Source organism: Paraburkholderia sp. GAS448 (assembly GCF_050435685.1).
Taxonomy (GTDB): Bacteria; Pseudomonadota; Gammaproteobacteria; order Burkholderiales; family Burkholderiaceae; genus Paraburkholderia.
The window spans coordinates 1-15,893 of the sequence record NZ_JBNDKT010000074.1 but is presented as its reverse complement, the minus strand read 5'-3'; the positions used below and the strand labels follow the sequence as shown (position 1 = coordinate 15,893).

Genomic DNA, 15,893 nt, shown 5'->3' with positions numbered 1-15,893 from the left:
CGCGTTCGACGCGCTCGCCCGGCAGTACAGCGTGGCGCCGAGCAAGGCAGCCGGCGGCGAGCTGCCGTGGATCAGCTTCAAGGCACCACTGACCGAGGGCAACACGCAGGGGCTGCCGCTGCCGGTCGCGCAGGCCATCACAAAACTGCCGGCGGGCGGCGTCACGCCCGCGGCGATTCCAGCCGGTCAGGGGAACAACGTGTTGCGCGTGATCGTCAAGCTCGACGCAAAGCGGCCGACGAAGGTGCCGACGTTCGACGAGGCGAAGGACACGATTCGCCAGCAGCTGCAGGCGTTCGCGCTGGAGAAGGCCGCTGCGCAGTTCGCCGGCGACCTCGTCAAGGGCGCGACGATCCAGCAGTAGTGTTTACGCCAGTCGATGAAGACGACAGGACGCATCTCCTCAATACGCTCACATAGAGATCGATGAAAGTACTGGCATATCTGGAGCCGACTGATTGCGCAAAAAGCATTTCAGTCGCCTTTGCGACGCTTGGCCACAGTTTTGTGGCTGTCGACACGAGCGACGGTCTTGTTGCGCAACTTGGACAGCCTGATGCCGATCTGGTTCTGATCGGCTGGTCGACAATGGGGATGAGCGGCCTGGATATTCTTCGCTGGATAAGGAAAAGCTGCCCCACCGATGTCGCTGTGGCGTTTCTTTCGGTCAATAGCGATTCGGCCAATGTCACATTGGCGCTGCAGAGCGGCGCTGACGACTACTTCGTTGCGCCGATCGAGTTTCAGGCACTCATGGCCCGGTGCGAAGCGTTGGTCCGGCGTGTTTCGCCAGCGAGGCTATACGCAGCCGAGAGCTACCACGTCGCGCCCTATTCGCTCAACCCGCGCATGCAGACGGTCGATCTGGATGGGGCAGTTATATCCTTGACGCCACAGGAGATGCAGTTGGCACTGCTCTTTTTCCGAAATTTTTCAAAACCAATTTCGCGTGAGTACATCCGGGAGATGGTCTGGGGGAAACACGTGCAGATTTCGGCGCGCGCAATTGACACGCAGCTCTCTCGCCTGAGAACCAAGCTCAGACTCTATAGGGAAAACGGCCTTCGTCTTCGATCCGTGTATCGGCAAGGCTACATTCTTCAAAACTGGGACGAAGGGGTCCATGAGGATAGCGCTGAATCTGTTGTGCAAAAGTAACAATTTTGACACACACGCTTCATACATCTATTCGTACAACGAAGTTATTGATATTGTTCGGCCGGTATCAAAGAGTACTGGACCGAACTACTGCCCGTAGTGCAGGGCAGCCACAATCAAAGCTCACGGAGATCATTTCTATGAAAAAGTCACTTCTCGCCGTTGCGACATTGAGCGTGTTCACAGGCGTCGCTCATGCGCAGAGCAGCGTGACCCTGTACGGTATCATTGACGAAGGCTTCAACATCAACACCAATGCGGGTGGCAAGCACCTGTACAACCTGTCGAGTGGCGTCCTGCAGGGCAGCCGTTGGGGCTTGCGTGGCACGGAAGATCTGGGCGGCGGTCTGAAGGCGATCTTCGTGCTGGAAAACGGTTTTGACGTGAACACCGGCAAGCTGAATCAAGGTAGCCTGCTGTTCGGTCGTCAAGCTTACGTTGGTCTGTCGAGCCAGTTCGGCACGGTCACGCTGGGTCGCCAATACGACTCCGTCGTCGACTACGTCGGTCCGCTGGAAGCAGGCGACCAGTGGGGCGGCTACATCGCGGCGCACCCAGACGACCTCGACAACTTCAACAATGCGTTCCGCACCAATAACACGGTCAAGTACACGAGCGCGAACTACAACGGCCTGACGTTCGGCGGCACGTACAGCTTCGGCGGCCAGGCTGGCAATTTCTCTGCCAACCAGATCTGGTCGTTGGGTGTTGGCTACTCGAACGGTCCTGTCGTGCTCGGCGCGGGTTACCTGAATGCGCGCACGCCGGCAGCTCCGGGCGGTATATTCAACACCGCCAGCACGACCGTTCCGGCCGCGTCTGCTGTGTCGTTTGCGACTGCCCCGGTTTACGCCGGCTACGCGTCGGCGAACACATACCAGGTAGCCGGTTTGGGCGGTGCTTACACGTTCGGCGCAGCGACGATTGGCCTGACGTACTCGAACGTCCAGTTCTACGGACTCGGCACGACGTTCGCAACAATCTTCAACCGCGGCTCGACAGCTACGTTCAACAACGGCGAACTCAACTTCAAGTACCAGTTGACCCCGGCACTGCTGGTCGGTGCAGCGTTCGACTACACGCGCGGCACCGCCGTGAACCGCGCAAACGGTGTGCCGACCGAGCACGCCGATTACTACCAGGGCGCATTGGGTATCGACTACTTCCTGTCGAAGCGCACCGACGTGTACATGGTAGGCGTGTTCCAGCAAGCTTCGGGAACGGACTCGACCGGCAATTCCGCTGTCGCTTCGATCAACAACCTGACCGCATCGTCGAACAACCGTCAGTTCACGGCTCGCGTCGGCATCCGCCACAAGTTCTGATCAGACTTGATGTATAGGCTGCACCAAAGCCAGCCGGAGGCGTTAGCCAACGGTTGGCCTTTTACGCAGCGTCGCCAGCTTTACATGATGATCCTGAGTGCCTGCTGGTCCGGTGTCGCCGGGAAACGAAGATGATGCACGTGCAACCAGTGGCGTCACACCTGCAGCGATTCCAGCCGGTCAGCGGACCAGCGGGCTGTGCGTGATCGTGAAACTTGACGAGAAGCGCCCGACGAAAGTGCCGAAGTTCGATGAGGCGAAGGGCACAATTCGCCAGCAGTTGCAGGCGCTGGAGAAGGCCGCTGCGCAGTTGTTCGGCGACCTCCTTAAGGGCGCGACGATCCAGCAGTAGCGCGAGCCGTGAACGAATCGACACTATGCCAGTGGACATGCCTATCAGCGCGAAAGTTACGGATTTGCTGAACCCGAGCCATGCCGCGCTCTCCCCGGACCAGCGCGCGTTTCTGGACCGACTCGCACGCTGCGCGCTGAGTGACGCGGCGTTCCTTGTGGCGCTGTTTGCCGTGCCGGGGCTCGGATTCGATAAGGGGCACCGGATCCCGACTCAGGATTTGCAGCCCGAAAGCGGCCTGACCCGATCTGAGTGGGTGCTGGCACTGGACGAACTGGTGATGCTAGGCGCGTTTGACCGAGAGCATCCTCGCTCGTATCATCGGCGCCAGCCTGCATACCGGCTCGGCTGGCGCTTTCGTCCGGGCGGCGATGAACTGGACCCGCCACGGGGCGACGCGTCGTGACGACGCCAGTTCATGCTGGCTGGTGTCCATCAGTCCGGGAGATGGTGCACCGGGAACGCTGGCCGTTCTATCTTGACCGGCGCCAGCGTGCATTGCTGCGCGGGCCGCGCCAGGCATGGGGCGAGGACGCCGTGATCCAGATCTATGGCGGCTGTGTGCGCATCCGCAGCGAGCACGGTGACGAGCGATTTTACAGTGAGGCCGCACTACGCCCGATGATGATTCACCGCAGTGACGGGGCGTCGGCATGAACGCGCCGCCTCAAAACGGCAAACGGACGCAGGAAACAGGGAACCGTTCAGTAATGAGCAATGCAGAAAAGCACGCGATCGTCACGGTAGAAACGGTGCTGGCGAGCATGACGCCGGGCGAGAGCCATACGGTGCGTGAAATTGCCCGACGGGTGAAGAGGGGCGTCCCGAGTGTTCAGACGCTATTGACCGAATGCGTTGCAAGACGCACGGTCAGGAAAGCCCACGCCGGCAAGCGGCATGTCTACTGGCTTCTCACCGCGGAGGAAGCGGACAGGCTTGGGCGCGCAGACCTCCCTACATGGTCGGAGGCGGTCCTGGAGGGCTACGACGCAGCGAACCGGCGCTTTCAGGAAGCGTGCATGGCCAGCCGCCGGCCGCTATCAGACAGCCCGGACGACAACACGGGAAGCCGGCCGGATGACTGACAGGGTGAACGGCAACGTTGCTGTCCGACGCTCGCACCGCACCGGCGACGAGGCGTTCGCGCGTGCCTGAATTCCACCGGTCCCGACATGCCGCTCAGATACGCCGCCTGCGGCAGGACGCTGGGGATCTAGTAGTTATGCCTCTGCCGCCCTGACGCACCCTCATTGATCAAGGAGCTACTTTTGACATACTTCGACCCGGTCCTGCTCGACCCGGCAAACCTATCTGCCGGAAGCACCACACCGCCGAAACGCCATAGCCCGCAGGTTACCCCGCGCCAGGACGATACGGCGCTCTTTGGCGCGATGCTCGGGGCCCGCCACTGCCGGCGTGAGTCTGGCGCAACTGGCCGAACGGATGGGGGTGGACACGGTGGATCTCCTGCACATGGAAAACCGGATAGCCTCCGGCCATGCCGTGCCGCTGCACGTCCTGCGGCAGTATGCTGCCGCCTGCGGCAAACGGCTTGTGATCTCGTTCGAGTAGGACGCAACCGGTGCAAACAACACAACCCAGGAACGGCCTTTGCCAGGCGAGGCGACTCCATTTCCCGTCAATGTCCCGGGCGAAACCTCGGTCCGTATTCCCGGAGGCGTGCGAACGGATTTCCCCGACGGCAGTCATCTGGTCGAGGGTCCGGGACGGAGACAGGTATCTCGTTTCGGAGACCGGCGATATCAACGCGACGCTACCGGTGATCCGGCGCGTCCAGATCGACGATCTCTCGCAGGTCGTGAGCCACCAGTCAGTTTCGCGCGGCCGCTCATTGACACGGCGCGGCAGGCGCCCGGCCCGAGGGCCAGTCAACAGCTGTGACGGCATTGCCAGCAGCGGTACCAGACAGCGTTCATGCGGAAACGCTTACCTGAAGAATAAACCATGCGATTCGAGCGATTTCACTTCGGCATCATAGCGGGCTGCATGTTCCTGGGCGTTGCGATCGGGACTGGCGTCGCCGCAGCCGAGGGAGCGATCGTGGGCCTGCTGGCGGGCGCCTTGATTGGCGTGATGGCCGCCGCATCGGTTCTCGACACGGAATGATACCCGGTGACATCACGAAGCGGACCAGGCCTGCGTCAGGCGCATGGGAAGCAAATTCCCCCCTTTCTACAGGGTGTCGCATTCTGGAGAGTTCATGTCTTTTGCAGGTCAGCATGATCATGTTCATCCGCCTCTTCCCGATGCGGGCGAGACCGGCATTCGACGGATACGCGAATTCAATGCCGCGGCGTTCGAACAGGCCGTAACCAGCATGCTCGAGGCGAGCGGCATCGACATCGATCCGGCACATACCGGCAGGACCGCACAGCGCGTGCGCGAACTGTGGCAAAAGCGTCTGCTCGACGGCTACGACGCGGACCCGGCTGCGGTGCTCGGCAGCGGCTTTGAAGACGCGCGGCGCGACATGGTCATCATCCGCAGCATCGCCGTACACGGCGTATGCCCGCATCACCTGCTGCCGTTCCGTGGCGTTGCGCATGTTGCCTATCTCCCGGGCGGGCGGCTCCACGGCTTTGGCCGCATCGCGCGGATGATCGATGCTATCAGCCATCGCTACACGTACCAGGAATGGATCACGAACGGGATCGCGAACGCACTCGTCACGCATGGCCTCGCGCGCGGCGCGGCCTGCCTGATCGAGGCGGAGCAGTTATGCCTGCTGATGGGCGAAGACCGGCGGGGGGATGAGCGCGTCGTTACCCAGTGCTATGCGGGCGAGTTCAGTCACAACATGCAGGCGCGCACGGAATTCCTGCATGCCATCAGGCATCACAAGTAGTTCCTTTACATCACCCTTTACGGAGGTACACGCATGAGTCTGCGTCTTGGCGACACCGCACCCGATTTCGAGCAGGATTCGAGCCTCGGTCGCATCCGCTTTCACGACTGGCTGGGCGATAGCTGGGGCGTGTTGTTCTCGCACCCGGCGGACTTCACACCGGTGTGCACGACCGAGCTCGGTCTGACGGCGAGGCTCGCGGATGAGTTCGCAAAACGCAACGTAAAGACGATTGCACTGTCGGTCGACAGCGCCCGGTCGCACGTCGAATGGATCAGGGATATCAACGAGACACAGGCAGCAACTGTCGGCTTCCCGATCATCGCGGATGCTGACGACAAGGTCTCGCAGCTGTACGACATGATCCATCCGAACGCAAGCGAAACCTTCACAGTCAGGTCGCTCTTCGTGATCGACCCGAAGAAGAAGGTCCGCCTGACGATCACCTACCCGGCCAGTACCGGCCGCAACTTCGACGAAGTGTTGCGCGTGATCGATTCGCTGCAGCTCACCGACCACTACCAGGTCGCGACGCCCGGCAACTGGAAGCTTGGTGACGACGTGGTGATCGTACCGTTGCTGACGGACGAAGAGCTGATCAGGCTGAAATTCCCGAAGGGCTATAAGGCGTTGCGTCCGTACCTGCGCATGACGCCACAGCCGGACCGGTAAGGTGCCCGGCCCGGCATGTTCCGTGCGCCGCACGGCGCATAACCCGAAGCCATGGCGGGTAGGCGTAAGGATTCGTGTGGAAATGCGTATCAGTGAGCTGCTGTTAAAGCTGACTTTGATTGGGACAACACCCCGCCAGGCGGGGCTTGGCTCTGCGAACCGCTTCAGAGTGCTTCAATTGGGACAGGCGACAGCGTTGTGCGGAGCCCGTAAGCCTTGAGCGGTAATGCTTTCGCAGCGATGTTAGGCGTTTGCGCACGAATTCTTGCCCCTACCCTAGTCGCCCAGCGACAACACGCAGGTGTGTGCTGAGTTCCTGCATGCCATCGGGCACCAGAAGTAGTTTTTGCCTCTACATATTGTAGCTACATCATGCTGGCAGTCGAGAACTGACCGGAGAAGTGAAATGACTGGATTGGACCGAGGCAGATCGCGGACTGGATCGGAAGACGCCAGCCACCTGCCGCACCATAGCCCCGCAAGGACAGGCCTGGCACCGGTGATCGCACTGCATTGCTCAGGCGCCGGGGCCGGGCAATGGCGCGAGCTCGGCAACATACTCGATTCACATTATGAGCTGGTCGCGCCCGAGCATTACGGCTGCGATAGCACGGGTCCAGGGAATGGCGAGCATGCCTTCACCCTTGCGGACGAGGCTGCAAGGACCATCGAGATCATCGATCGCTCCGGTTGCAAGGTTCACCTCGTCGGTCACTCCTACGGCGGGGGCGTCGCACTGCGCACGGCCATCGAGAGACCGGATCGTATAGCCAGTCTCACGCTCTATGAGCCATCGGCCTTTCACCTCCTCAAGGCGATGGGCGCACGTGGGACTGCTGCGTTGGCGGAAATCCTTGCGATCACGAGCAAAACCGCCGAAGGTGTCGTCACCGGCGACTATCGGGGAGCGGCAAGTTCATTTGTCGACTACTGGGGCGGTAAGGGTGCGTGGGCCGCGCTGCGACCGTCCGTGCAGGCCGGGCTGACGCGCTGGGCCCCCAAGGCACCGCTCGATTTTCGGGCGCTGATTGACGAGCCGACACCGGCAGGGACATACGCCGCCCTGCATATTCCCGCGCTGATCATGCGGGGCGAGCATGCGCCTGCGCCCACGCGGCTGATCGCCGAGACTTTGCCGACGCTAATGCCCGCCGCGCGTCTCGTTGTGATTGCAGGCGCGGGGCATATGGGTCCGATAACGCACACGCCCGGGGTCAATACGGCGATTGCGCGACATATCGCGGAGTCGGAAGTGGGGTTCCGGTGAGCCGAGGTCAAAATTGACCGCCCTGAACTTGCTCTCACCTTCGAGGCGCTGATCGATTTGGCATTGCAAATACGGACAATTTTTAAGTTATGCAGATTGTTGTCTCATCAGACTGGACGGCGTTATACAGGTGGCCGCGCTCTGGCCGTCCATTCAACGTTGAATATGGGAAATAACCATGAACAAGCAAATCATCGTCGCTGCGCTGGCAGGTCTGTTTTCGCTGGGGGCACTGGCCCAGGCCAGCGCCCCGATGGCACAGCCGGAGACGCCGGCTGCTGACTCATCGATGAGCAAGCCGCACCATATGAAGAAGGCGCACACCCACAGGCACGCGCACCAACAGCAGCAGACGTCGGCGATGAGCGGCACGCAGGATGCGCCGGCGGCAAAGCAGTAAGTCATAGCTGGTCGTTTTGGTGGCCGGCATGGGCGCGGTGCCCTGGATTTCCGCGCCCATGCCGGCGTCCCGATACGTCTTCCGCAAGTCATGGCGCTCGTTCGGGCAATTTCCATTGGAGAAGTGATGGCGTTCAGGATTGCACCCCGGCCCGGATTGATGCCGCCGGTTCAGTTGCCGCGGGCATCGCGAACGACTGGGCGAAGTCGTCGGGACCGGTCGTGGTGAATGTGACCGGCAGGGATTTGAACTGGAATCGGGTACGGGATCATGAATACACGCGTGCTGACATGTCCACACTGCCACGCCCCCGTGCGCTATGGCGCGCCTGCCTGTCCGTCATGCGATGCAAGTGTGAAATATGGTGCGCCGCTGTGGCCGTATGCGCTTGCATGTGCCGTGTCCGTTGCGTCAGGTATAGCGCTCGGGCTGTATCGGCCGGACGCCGATCTGGCCGGGCTTCGTGCTGGGCGTGGTGGTATTCATCGGCGCGTGCGGGATGCTTGACATTGTGTACGGCAATCACGTGCGGTTTGGACGACGAATGGCCAGATCCAGACGGACGTAGCGATGCATGCCCGATTTTTTTGTATCAGGAAAAATACTGAATCGTGATGAAGAAAACCGTCGTACTGGGCGCCTGCGCCATTGCACTGGTGATGCTTGCAGCCTGCTCGGGCTTCGATCCTGACCGCGAGTCGGCACTGAACCGGGCAGCCGGCATCGAGATCTCACAGACTGACAGCGGGGTACAGGTCCGTCTGCCGGACAGTATCCTGTTCGACTTCGATCATGCGGTTTTGCGCGCCAACGCTGGACCGGCGATTGATCGCCTGGCCGTGCTGGTCAGGCGCAGCGACAGGCCAGTGAACGTCGAAGGCCACACCGACAATGCCGGGACGCACGAGTACAACCAGACGCTCTCGGAGGCGCGCGCAAAAACGGTTGCCGTCGCCCTGGAGCAGCACGGCATTGCGGCATCCCGGATCACGACCCGGGGATTTGCCTTTGACCGTCCGGTGGCAAGCAACGACACCGAAGCAGGCCGGGCGCGCAACCGTCGCACGGAAATTGTGATCGTCGGCGAATCGGTCGACGGAGTGCTGGGCCGGCCGACACCGCAGGCCGGTGGCGATCGCCAGTCTCGCGAGGCACGACCAGCCGGTACTGCGGGTCAGGAAGCGACACCGTCGCCGGGCTTTATCTGGCCGGTCCATGGCCACGTGGCGGAGCCGTTCGCCGATGGGCAGCGGATGATGATTGCGGGCATGGCGGGAGCACCGGTGAAAGCCGTCGCGCTCGGCCGGGTTGTCTATGCAGGCACCGGCATCGCAGGCTACGGTCCGCTGGTCATCCTCAAGCACAACGATCGCTTCGTCACGGCATATGCCCATATGGGGCGGTTGCTGGTGAAGGACAATCAGGCGGTTGTGCAGGGGCAGACCATCGCCGAGATGGGGGTGGATGCGAATGGCGAGGGCACATTGCAGTTCGAGGTCCGTCGTAACGGCAGGCAGCTTGATCCGCTGGTCTATCTGCCCAAGCTGTGACGCCATGGCCAGAACGGATCGCAGACCATCTGTTTCCCCGGGCCTCGACACTTCACTGATGCGCGCCATGGGCGCGGGCCGAATTCTGTCGGTACGTTCCACGGAGAAATGAAAATGATACGCTGTCCTCGCTATACTTCAACTTCATCATGCTGAAGAAAACCCGTTTTGCCATTGTCATGCTCGCGAGTGCCATGAGTTTTGTCGGGCTGCCCGGCTGCGCCGGGCCGGCAAGCCAGCCCATGCCATCCGATGCGCGGATAGAAACGGGCCACATCACGGGCAAAAGACTGCTCGCCCAGGTCGATCAGTCATCGTCCTCCCCGGTCAGCGCCGGCGTGGGCGGTGGCGCCATCAGCGGCGGCGGTGGTGGCGGCGGATTCGGCGGCGTCGGTCTGGGAATCGATCTGACAAGCCTGTTCAGCCATTCAGCGAAAACACAAAACGTCTACGAATACGAGCTCACCACCGCCGCCCATCAGGTCCTGAAGATCAACAGCAGTGTCGACCTGAAAGAAGGTGAGTGCGCCATGGCCGTCGTGTCGGAGCAGCCGGGCATGTCCCGAATCGAGGCATCATCCGCGTGCTGACAGACCGGTCATGAAAAATCTTTTGAACCTGCGGGGAAGATCGTCCACGATGGACCCTGTGCAGCCCCGGCCCGCCTCCGGCAAGCAGGACACGGGCGTGACGCTATCCGACCCGGGGCCGCTGCCTGACCCGCTCGCGCGCGAGCTGCTCCAGCCCGTGACCCCGTTGCATTCCGTCGCGGTGGTCCGGTCGCAGACGGGCGGACGTTCGGTCGAGACGGCCAGCATCGCGGAACTCGAGCAGCTGGATGCGGATGATGCTGTCATGGCGTTCCGTGTGTTTCAGAGTTTTGGCTATTCGGCGAGCCTGCTGTTCCATCGCGCGGAGCTTGCCTACTACGTGGCCCTGTATCAGCATGGCCAGTTGTGGCAGGTTCTGAAACCGGCCGATCTGGATACCGCCGAGGCCACGTTCCGTTACTTCGAGGAGCAGGCGACGCGCCTGTCTGAAGGTGAAATGCGCGCGGCCCACCTGGAAGCGCAGAACGAGCAGCTGGCCCGGCAGATCGCGCACGCGGAAACGCAGTCCGAACGGCTGCGCATCGATCTCGACAACCATGCTGCCCAGACGCAGACGGTCACCCAGCGCCAGCAACAGATGCGCAGGGAGACCGCCCTGCTTGACGCGCAGCGCGTGGCAGCCCAGGCGCTGCTGAACCGGTTGCGCCGGCAGATCCACCAGCTTGGCCTGACGGACAGCGAGCGCATTCCGCATCTGCCTGGCCGGTGATCCGGCCAGACAGAAAGACAATCCAACGCGGACGGCAAGTGTGTGAGCTACCCGATATTTACCGATATGGAGCAGGGTGAACCTGAAGTTCAGCGATGGGGTGTTGTGGGTTCTGAAACAGCCAAAGCATGAACATGAATGAACTCCGCCGACTGGCAGCAAAGATCGATCAGCACATGCAGCAGCTTTCTGCCCAGCAAGTCAACGACGCACAGGCCATCTTCAACCGCATGATGGGATACGTGCCCGATCTGCACAAGATCTGGGTCGGAACCTCCGACGATCAACTCATCGCACTGTCCAACGAATTTCCCGGGTTTTACCGCTACGCCCTGATCATGGAAGAGGCGTTCGAAGCCGAACGCAACAAGGCCTCGCGGCCCTATGACGGCATGGCCCGGTGTTCCGAACAACACAGACAACAGGGGGCACAATTGCTGACAACGGCGGCAACACTTGAGCGCGGCTATCAGGCGTTTCGTGGAAGCGGCAACCTGCAAGTCTTCCAGTCTCAAGTCGACGAGCTGGGCAGACTGCATCGGCAATGGCTTTCCGATCTGGAAAGCTTCAAAAGCTCTTTACGCGCGCAGGGCACCGAGCTCAAGGTATTGGAGTACGTGAATGAAGCGTTCGGACGTCTCGCCGAGCGCATCAGGAAACTTGCATGTTGAAGTGCTGGCGGAAATTTCTGGGGATGCCGGCTTGGGACCCCACAGATTGGATTTGTTGGAGTGGTTAAGATTTTAGCCAGACTTTGGATTTGCCGAGCGGAGGAATCGCCGGCGTCGATTATGGGGTAGTGCACACGTGGCAGAGGTGCCTTCAGGCGGCATGCGCATCCTCTGCGGAAAGGCCTTTTTCGGTCAGGCACGTGCGCAACCGCAACCGTGCACGATAGAGCAGGACGCTGCAATGATTGGCGGAAATCAGCAGCTCAGCACAGATTTCCGCCATTTCAAGGTCGAGAAACTCGCGCATCATAAACACACGACCTTGGTGCTCTGGTAGCGCATCGAGGCATACCTCGAACAGTTCCCAGAACTCCCGCTGGCGCAGCGCGGTCTCGGGCGTCGGCCACCGGCCCGGCTTTGCCTCTCTCGACCAGTGCCCGTAGTTATACCAGTGGCTGTTGTTGCCCCGGAACAGTTCACGATCAAGCAGGGTTTCGTCGTCGAGTTCGGTTTGGAGGGCAGACAGGTTGACCGTGCGCTGTCGAGAACGCAACGTGTCGACCAGCTTGTGGCGAAGGATGCCGAACACCCAGGTCTTATGCTGCGATTGTGCAGCGAACCGGTCGGCCTGTGCCCAGGCTGCGGCAAGTGCCTCTTGCACAGCATCTTCGGCGGCGGCCGCATCACGCAACTGCAAACGGGCGAACCGCAGCAGATCATGACGCAACCTCATCAGATAAACGGGATCGTCCAATTGTTCCCCCGCCTTAACGCGCCATATGGTCGTCGTGATGCCCGTCGGCCATCTGATCATGATGCATCCGGTCGTCACGGGCATCGCGATGCATGCGCTCGCGTTCATGCACGCGATGGTCGGCGGCCGCGCGATGCGCGTCGGCTTCGCGATGACCGAAATCCTGAGCGAATGCGCTGCCGGCAAACGTCAGGGAAAGGAGAGCAAGCGCGACAAGTTTCGATTTCATTCGGGTGATCTCGGTAAATTGAACTTCGGAAGGATGTCCATTGACATCTTCCCAGCGTTAACGGGCCGCTATGGACGGTCGCTGACACGGCTTCGTGGAATTTGCATTCTTTGACATTACCAATTATTTTGAGATGGCAGTCATCGTGACAAAGTAGCCGAGCCGACAGAATTGATCTGAAGGGCGCGGTCTTGATGACCCCACCATTGCGGATAATGGCGCCCTGGAAGGCCGCGCCCGTAATCGTGATGCTGTTACCGTTCCCGGGCCGGGCATGAATAGTCCAGCGCCCATGTTTCAGCTCCTGCATTCCAATTCGGGAGGATTCCTTATCAGATCTGCGCATGCGTATCGCATAGGAACACAGCGCCATGGAATACCAGACAGTGACAGGTGTGGCGGGCTGGCGCGACACCATCATGATTTAGGGTAGGCGTCAGGGTTCGTGCGAAAATGCGTACCGGCGTGATGTTGTCCTAATCGAAGTTAACCTTGACTGGGACAACATCACGCCAAGCAGGGCGGGACTGTGCGGGTGACATTTTCAGACAGCTCTAATTGGGATAAGCTGCCGAGTCGTACCACCCCAGCTAAAAGCCTTGAGCAACAAGGTTTGCCGTGCGAAGTTACGCAAAATCGCACGAACCCTTACCCCCACCCATGCCCCCACAGGGGCTTCCTCCGGTCCCGCAATGGACCGGGCGCGGCGCTATGCAATATGGCCTGGACTGTTCAAATCCGGCGGCCCCGATCGGCCGTCATCGCAAAGTCTGCTGTTTCATCCGCATTTAACGATACACCGCCTGACGGCGCTAACCTTTTTCAGCGTAGCCCTAACGAGCGCGACGAGTTTCGAGACCTCGCCTCCGCGTCCCGCTCAGGCCCGGTAATGAACGCAACCTGTTGATCCCAGAAGTCAGACCAAAGGTTGATGTAACGTTTGCATCTCTCCCTGATGCGTTCATAGTCCGCCTCGGTAACAGCCTGGGTCAATACATGCCACAGGTCGCTCGCGTGATCGTCGTCCGCTGCGTCCGCTGTATCATCATCACTGACGCCATGCACAAAATAGTACCCATCGTTGACGTCAATGCCGAGCCGCCCTGTAGCGCGCCGCAGGGGCGGTGTAAACAGAATGACTTCGTGCTCGGCTACTGCGAGGAGCGCAGTGACCTCAACGTAGTCTCCAAAGCTTTCCTCGAGGAATTGTCGAACAAGAGTAGCGGCGGAGCTTGCAGCATACGCACGCCGTGCGGCCTCAGTCAGATCCAGGTCATCAAGCACGGTTTCGTACAGCGGATAGTGCGCGCGCTGCGGGTTGCCAAGGTAATAGCCGTCGACATCAAATCCCGGCCGGAACCCGAATTCGTCCAGGCTGTTTAGCGTCAGCAGAAGACGCGGCGCCATCTTGGAGCCCGCCTTGAGCCGGGGTTCCAGTTGCCGGCTTTGGAGTTGCGCTGCAAGCAATGCGTCAGTAAAGACTTGCACGATGGCATACCGATAATCCAGGTGAATCCCTTGCAGGATTGAGTTGTCAATCTTGCAATTGTTAAGAATTTCGATCACAGGGTGGCTGGATATCGGGTGACTTTCAATCTCACTCTTCAGGCTCTGGACGAAATTCGCATTGCGCTCCCACGCTTCTGACGTGAGCGTAGATCTCATCATCGTCACCGCCTGCTCGCAGGGGTGGTTGAAGTTTTCCTGTTTCGTCAAACTCATGGCTTTCCTTGAAAGGGTTGGGACAACTGACACATCATCTCGATGTCGTACTGGTCGTTGCCGGCGAAGCCATGCTTACGCCCGATCCTGCTGCGACCAGTCACACCAGAAAGGCCGGGAAGGCACGAAGTCCAGCGACATCAACAGGGTCCGGACGCACGGCAGACGTGCCGACGGCACGCTGACGATTATCGGCGAGTCGGCGCATCATGACGGGAGCGCTGGCGCCCCGCCATGATGCACTTACCCAGCAACCTGGCCCCGACGCAACTGCGTGGCGACGAGGCACTTCGCAGCCTCCCATGCATCCAGCGCTGCTCTTCTTTTTTTCTCGGTCTGGGCGGAAATGATCGCCCCGTCGAGCAACATCACAATCTGATGCGTGAGACGGGCAGCCGCGGAACCCCGAACCAGCTCAACAACAATATTCTGGATGAACTCACGCATTCTCTGCTTCTCGACGGTTGCGACACGAACGATCTCGCCGTCACTGCCTCCGAATTCGGACAGTGCGGCGATGAACATGCACCCGTGAAAATCCGGCGTATCAAACCAGCGCCCATGCCAGAGAAATACTTCCCGAAGCTTGTCCAGTGCGTCTCCCCGCGTCGCAACCGACTCGGATATTGAGGCCTGGATCTTCCCCATGCGCTGTTGCAGAACCTCGGACACCAAACTATCTTTCGATGGAAAGTGCCGATACATGGTCATCTTGGCAACGTCCGATTCCTGGATGATCCTGTCAATGCCAACGGCATGATAGCCATGCCTGTTAAAGAGTCGGGTAGCCGTCTCGATCAGGTGTTGTTTCTTTATATTCGCGGCAGGATATGTTTGCTTCATGTCTGTTTGCCATATGCGTGAAGTGATGGTGCACATACTACCAGGAACATAGTCGAGTAGCGGTGATACCCGGCCACTCATGCGGTCGTGATGCGGAGTTGCAGGCGCGACAATCGGATGCCTCTGAAGTCCGGGCGGCACAGCGTGCGTTACATGTCAGCAGAGATGTCCGATGCAGCAATCCAGTTCACGCACCACGCGGTCTCCGCATGACACACCCCGCAAAAAATCAGATAGATCCTGATGGCTCTGCAGATTCGCCCTCTTCGCGTTCTAGCACTCAATGCGCGAATCATACCTCCCCGAACAGATGTCGCCAATTCGCTTGATTTGCCGTTACGGGCGCTAACGCAGGCTTGAAACATGAGACGCCAATAATTTTGTTGCGCATGACATGTCGCACAGGATATGATACAGACCGGTCTCGTCATCTAAAGATTGAACAGCAGATCAATGGCTTGGCATCATGCGGGCTGGGATTTCAAAGAGGCGCCGGTGAAGTTCAGTATTGCAGGCGGATTCGATGTTCACCGGCAGTCACTTGGCAGGCTGAAAAGCAGGAATATATGCGAAACTCAGGTATCCTAAAGTCAATGGAATTGGCAGACGATTCTGTCACGTCGATGCCAAAGAACGAGTGGCAGGTATGCGTGCGACGGCAGAACGGAATGCCCGAAATATACCGCGCACTGCTGCTTTTTTCACGCTTGAGCAAGCCGAACCAGCATGTTTTCATCTCTCAGATGAACGAGTACCTGTTCGCC

21 protein-coding genes are annotated in these 15,893 nt (G+C 59.9%); 17 read left to right on the top strand and 4 right to left on the bottom strand.

Annotated elements, in window-relative coordinates; genetic code table 11:
• The 17 genes from P3T23_RS45425 to P3T23_RS45345 form a co-directional block, all read left to right on the top strand.
• A partial coding sequence (locus P3T23_RS45425; protein WP_429322554.1) for a peptidylprolyl isomerase occupies positions 1 to 364 on the top strand: 364 nt, incomplete at its 5' end.
• Between the two features lie 62 nt (positions 365 to 426).
• Positions 427 to 1,158, top strand: coding sequence for a response regulator transcription factor (locus P3T23_RS45420; protein WP_429322553.1), 732 nt, complete (start codon positions 427 to 429; stop codon positions 1,156 to 1,158).
• A gap of 140 nt (positions 1,159 to 1,298) precedes the next feature.
• Positions 1,299 to 2,483 carry a porin gene (locus P3T23_RS45415; RefSeq protein WP_429322552.1) on the top strand — a complete coding sequence of 395 codons (1,185 nt, stop codon included), beginning with the start codon at positions 1,299 to 1,301 and terminating at the stop codon, positions 2,481 to 2,483.
• A gap of 97 nt (positions 2,484 to 2,580) precedes the next feature.
• Entirely contained in the window at positions 2,581 to 2,835 is a 255-nt protein-coding gene (locus P3T23_RS45410) for a peptidylprolyl isomerase (protein ID WP_429322551.1), read from the top strand.
• Positions 2,836 to 2,872: 37 nt separating this feature from the next.
• Positions 2,873 to 3,241: a hypothetical protein gene (locus P3T23_RS45405; protein WP_429322550.1), complete on the top strand. Its 369-nt coding sequence runs from the start codon at positions 2,873 to 2,875 to the stop codon at positions 3,239 to 3,241.
• Positions 3,238 to 3,492: a hypothetical protein gene (locus P3T23_RS45400; RefSeq protein WP_429322549.1), complete on the top strand. Its 255-nt coding sequence runs from the start codon at positions 3,238 to 3,240 to the stop codon at positions 3,490 to 3,492. The genes P3T23_RS45405 and P3T23_RS45400 overlap by 4 nt, the downstream gene beginning before the upstream one ends.
• Positions 3,493 to 3,545: 53 nt before the next feature.
• Positions 3,546 to 3,920 (top strand): hypothetical protein, encoded by a 375-nt coding sequence (locus P3T23_RS45395; protein ID WP_429322548.1) that lies wholly within the window; start codon positions 3,546 to 3,548, stop codon positions 3,918 to 3,920.
• A gap of 298 nt (positions 3,921 to 4,218) precedes the next feature.
• Positions 4,219 to 4,407 carry a hypothetical protein gene (locus P3T23_RS45390; RefSeq protein WP_429322547.1) on the top strand — a complete coding sequence of 63 codons (189 nt, stop codon included), beginning with the start codon at positions 4,219 to 4,221 and terminating at the stop codon, positions 4,405 to 4,407.
• 393 nt (positions 4,408 to 4,800) lie between these two features.
• The gene (locus tag P3T23_RS45385) at positions 4,801 to 4,962 is read left to right on the top strand and encodes a hypothetical protein (protein WP_429322546.1); all 162 of its coding nucleotides are present in this window, start codon (positions 4,801 to 4,803) and stop codon (positions 4,960 to 4,962) included.
• A gap of 94 nt (positions 4,963 to 5,056) precedes the next feature.
• A complete protein-coding gene (gene folE, locus P3T23_RS45380; protein WP_429322545.1) occupies positions 5,057 to 5,701 on the top strand; it encodes a GTP cyclohydrolase I FolE in 645 nt (214 codons plus the stop codon).
• A 33-nt stretch (positions 5,702 to 5,734) separates the two neighbouring features.
• The gene (locus tag P3T23_RS45375; protein WP_429322544.1) at positions 5,735 to 6,373 is read left to right on the top strand and encodes a peroxiredoxin; all 639 of its coding nucleotides are present in this window, start codon (positions 5,735 to 5,737) and stop codon (positions 6,371 to 6,373) included.
• A gap of 490 nt (positions 6,374 to 6,863) precedes the next feature.
• Entirely contained in the window at positions 6,864 to 7,640 is a 777-nt protein-coding gene (locus tag P3T23_RS45370; RefSeq protein WP_429322556.1) for an alpha/beta fold hydrolase, read from the top strand.
• Positions 7,641 to 7,818: 178 nt separating this feature from the next.
• Positions 7,819 to 8,040 carry a hypothetical protein gene (locus tag P3T23_RS45365; protein WP_429322543.1) on the top strand — a complete coding sequence of 74 codons (222 nt, stop codon included), beginning with the start codon at positions 7,819 to 7,821 and terminating at the stop codon, positions 8,038 to 8,040.
• Between the two features lie 614 nt (positions 8,041 to 8,654).
• Positions 8,655 to 9,590: a peptidoglycan DD-metalloendopeptidase family protein gene (locus P3T23_RS45360; protein WP_429322555.1), complete on the top strand. Its 936-nt coding sequence runs from the start codon at positions 8,655 to 8,657 to the stop codon at positions 9,588 to 9,590.
• A 149-nt stretch (positions 9,591 to 9,739) separates the two neighbouring features.
• On the top strand, positions 9,740 to 10,180 hold the full coding sequence (locus tag P3T23_RS45355) for a hypothetical protein (protein ID WP_429322542.1): 441 nt from the start codon (positions 9,740 to 9,742) through the stop codon (positions 10,178 to 10,180).
• A gap of 10 nt (positions 10,181 to 10,190) precedes the next feature.
• Positions 10,191 to 10,910 carry a DUF2968 domain-containing protein gene (locus P3T23_RS45350; RefSeq protein WP_429322541.1) on the top strand — a complete coding sequence of 240 codons (720 nt, stop codon included), beginning with the start codon at positions 10,191 to 10,193 and terminating at the stop codon, positions 10,908 to 10,910.
• A 128-nt stretch (positions 10,911 to 11,038) separates the two neighbouring features.
• Positions 11,039 to 11,581, top strand: a complete 543-nt coding sequence (locus P3T23_RS45345; RefSeq protein ID WP_429322540.1) for a transposase — start codon at positions 11,039 to 11,041, stop codon at positions 11,579 to 11,581.
• A 151-nt stretch (positions 11,582 to 11,732) separates the two neighbouring features.
• Here P3T23_RS45345 and P3T23_RS45340 read toward each other — a convergent pair whose 3' ends face one another.
• The 4 genes from P3T23_RS45340 to P3T23_RS45325 form a co-directional block, all read right to left on the bottom strand.
• The gene (locus P3T23_RS45340; protein WP_429322539.1) at positions 11,733 to 12,395 is read right to left on the bottom strand and encodes an RNA polymerase factor sigma-70; all 663 of its coding nucleotides are present in this window, start codon (positions 12,393 to 12,395) and stop codon (positions 11,733 to 11,735) included.
• Complete coding sequence (locus tag P3T23_RS45335; protein WP_429322538.1) at positions 12,349 to 12,564, bottom strand: hypothetical protein; 216 nt, start codon at positions 12,562 to 12,564, stop codon at positions 12,349 to 12,351. The genes P3T23_RS45340 and P3T23_RS45335 overlap by 47 nt, the downstream gene beginning before the upstream one ends.
• An 822-nt stretch (positions 12,565 to 13,386) precedes the next feature.
• A complete protein-coding gene (locus P3T23_RS45330; protein ID WP_429322537.1) occupies positions 13,387 to 14,286 on the bottom strand; it encodes an iron-containing redox enzyme family protein in 900 nt (299 codons plus the stop codon).
• 243 nt (positions 14,287 to 14,529) lie between these two features.
• The gene (locus P3T23_RS45325; RefSeq protein WP_429322536.1) at positions 14,530 to 15,129 is read right to left on the bottom strand and encodes a TetR/AcrR family transcriptional regulator; all 600 of its coding nucleotides are present in this window, start codon (positions 15,127 to 15,129) and stop codon (positions 14,530 to 14,532) included.
• Positions 15,130 to 15,893: the final 764 nt, after the last annotated feature.

Coding starts and splice junctions, on each gene's coding strand:
- P3T23_RS45365 (WP_429322543.1), top strand. CDS start 7,819: ATGAACAAGCAAATCATCGTCGCTGCGCTGGCAGGTCTGTTTTCGCTG.
- P3T23_RS45420 (WP_429322553.1), top strand. CDS start 427: ATGAAAGTACTGGCATATCTGGAGCCGACTGATTGCGCAAAAAGCATT.
- P3T23_RS45330 (WP_429322537.1), bottom strand. CDS start 14,286: ATGAGTTTGACGAAACAGGAAAACTTCAACCACCCCTGCGAGCAGGCG.
- P3T23_RS45335 (WP_429322538.1), bottom strand. CDS start 12,564: ATGAAATCGAAACTTGTCGCGCTTGCTCTCCTTTCCCTGACGTTTGCC.
- P3T23_RS45340 (WP_429322539.1), bottom strand. CDS start 12,395: ATGATCAGATGGCCGACGGGCATCACGACGACCATATGGCGCGTTAAG.
- P3T23_RS45395 (WP_429322548.1), top strand. CDS start 3,546: ATGAGCAATGCAGAAAAGCACGCGATCGTCACGGTAGAAACGGTGCTG.
- P3T23_RS45360 (WP_429322555.1), top strand. CDS start 8,655: ATGAAGAAAACCGTCGTACTGGGCGCCTGCGCCATTGCACTGGTGATG.
- P3T23_RS45415 (WP_429322552.1), top strand. CDS start 1,299: ATGAAAAAGTCACTTCTCGCCGTTGCGACATTGAGCGTGTTCACAGGC.
- P3T23_RS45375 (WP_429322544.1), top strand. CDS start 5,735: ATGAGTCTGCGTCTTGGCGACACCGCACCCGATTTCGAGCAGGATTCG.
- P3T23_RS45405 (WP_429322550.1), top strand. CDS start 2,873: ATGCCTATCAGCGCGAAAGTTACGGATTTGCTGAACCCGAGCCATGCC.
- folE (WP_429322545.1), top strand. CDS start 5,057: ATGTCTTTTGCAGGTCAGCATGATCATGTTCATCCGCCTCTTCCCGAT.
- P3T23_RS45325 (WP_429322536.1), bottom strand. CDS start 15,129: ATGAAGCAAACATATCCTGCCGCGAATATAAAGAAACAACACCTGATC.
- P3T23_RS45345 (WP_429322540.1), top strand. CDS start 11,039: ATGAACATGAATGAACTCCGCCGACTGGCAGCAAAGATCGATCAGCAC.
- P3T23_RS45355 (WP_429322542.1), top strand. CDS start 9,740: ATGCTGAAGAAAACCCGTTTTGCCATTGTCATGCTCGCGAGTGCCATG.
- P3T23_RS45385 (WP_429322546.1), top strand. CDS start 4,801: ATGCGATTCGAGCGATTTCACTTCGGCATCATAGCGGGCTGCATGTTC.
- P3T23_RS45350 (WP_429322541.1), top strand. CDS start 10,191: ATGAAAAATCTTTTGAACCTGCGGGGAAGATCGTCCACGATGGACCCT.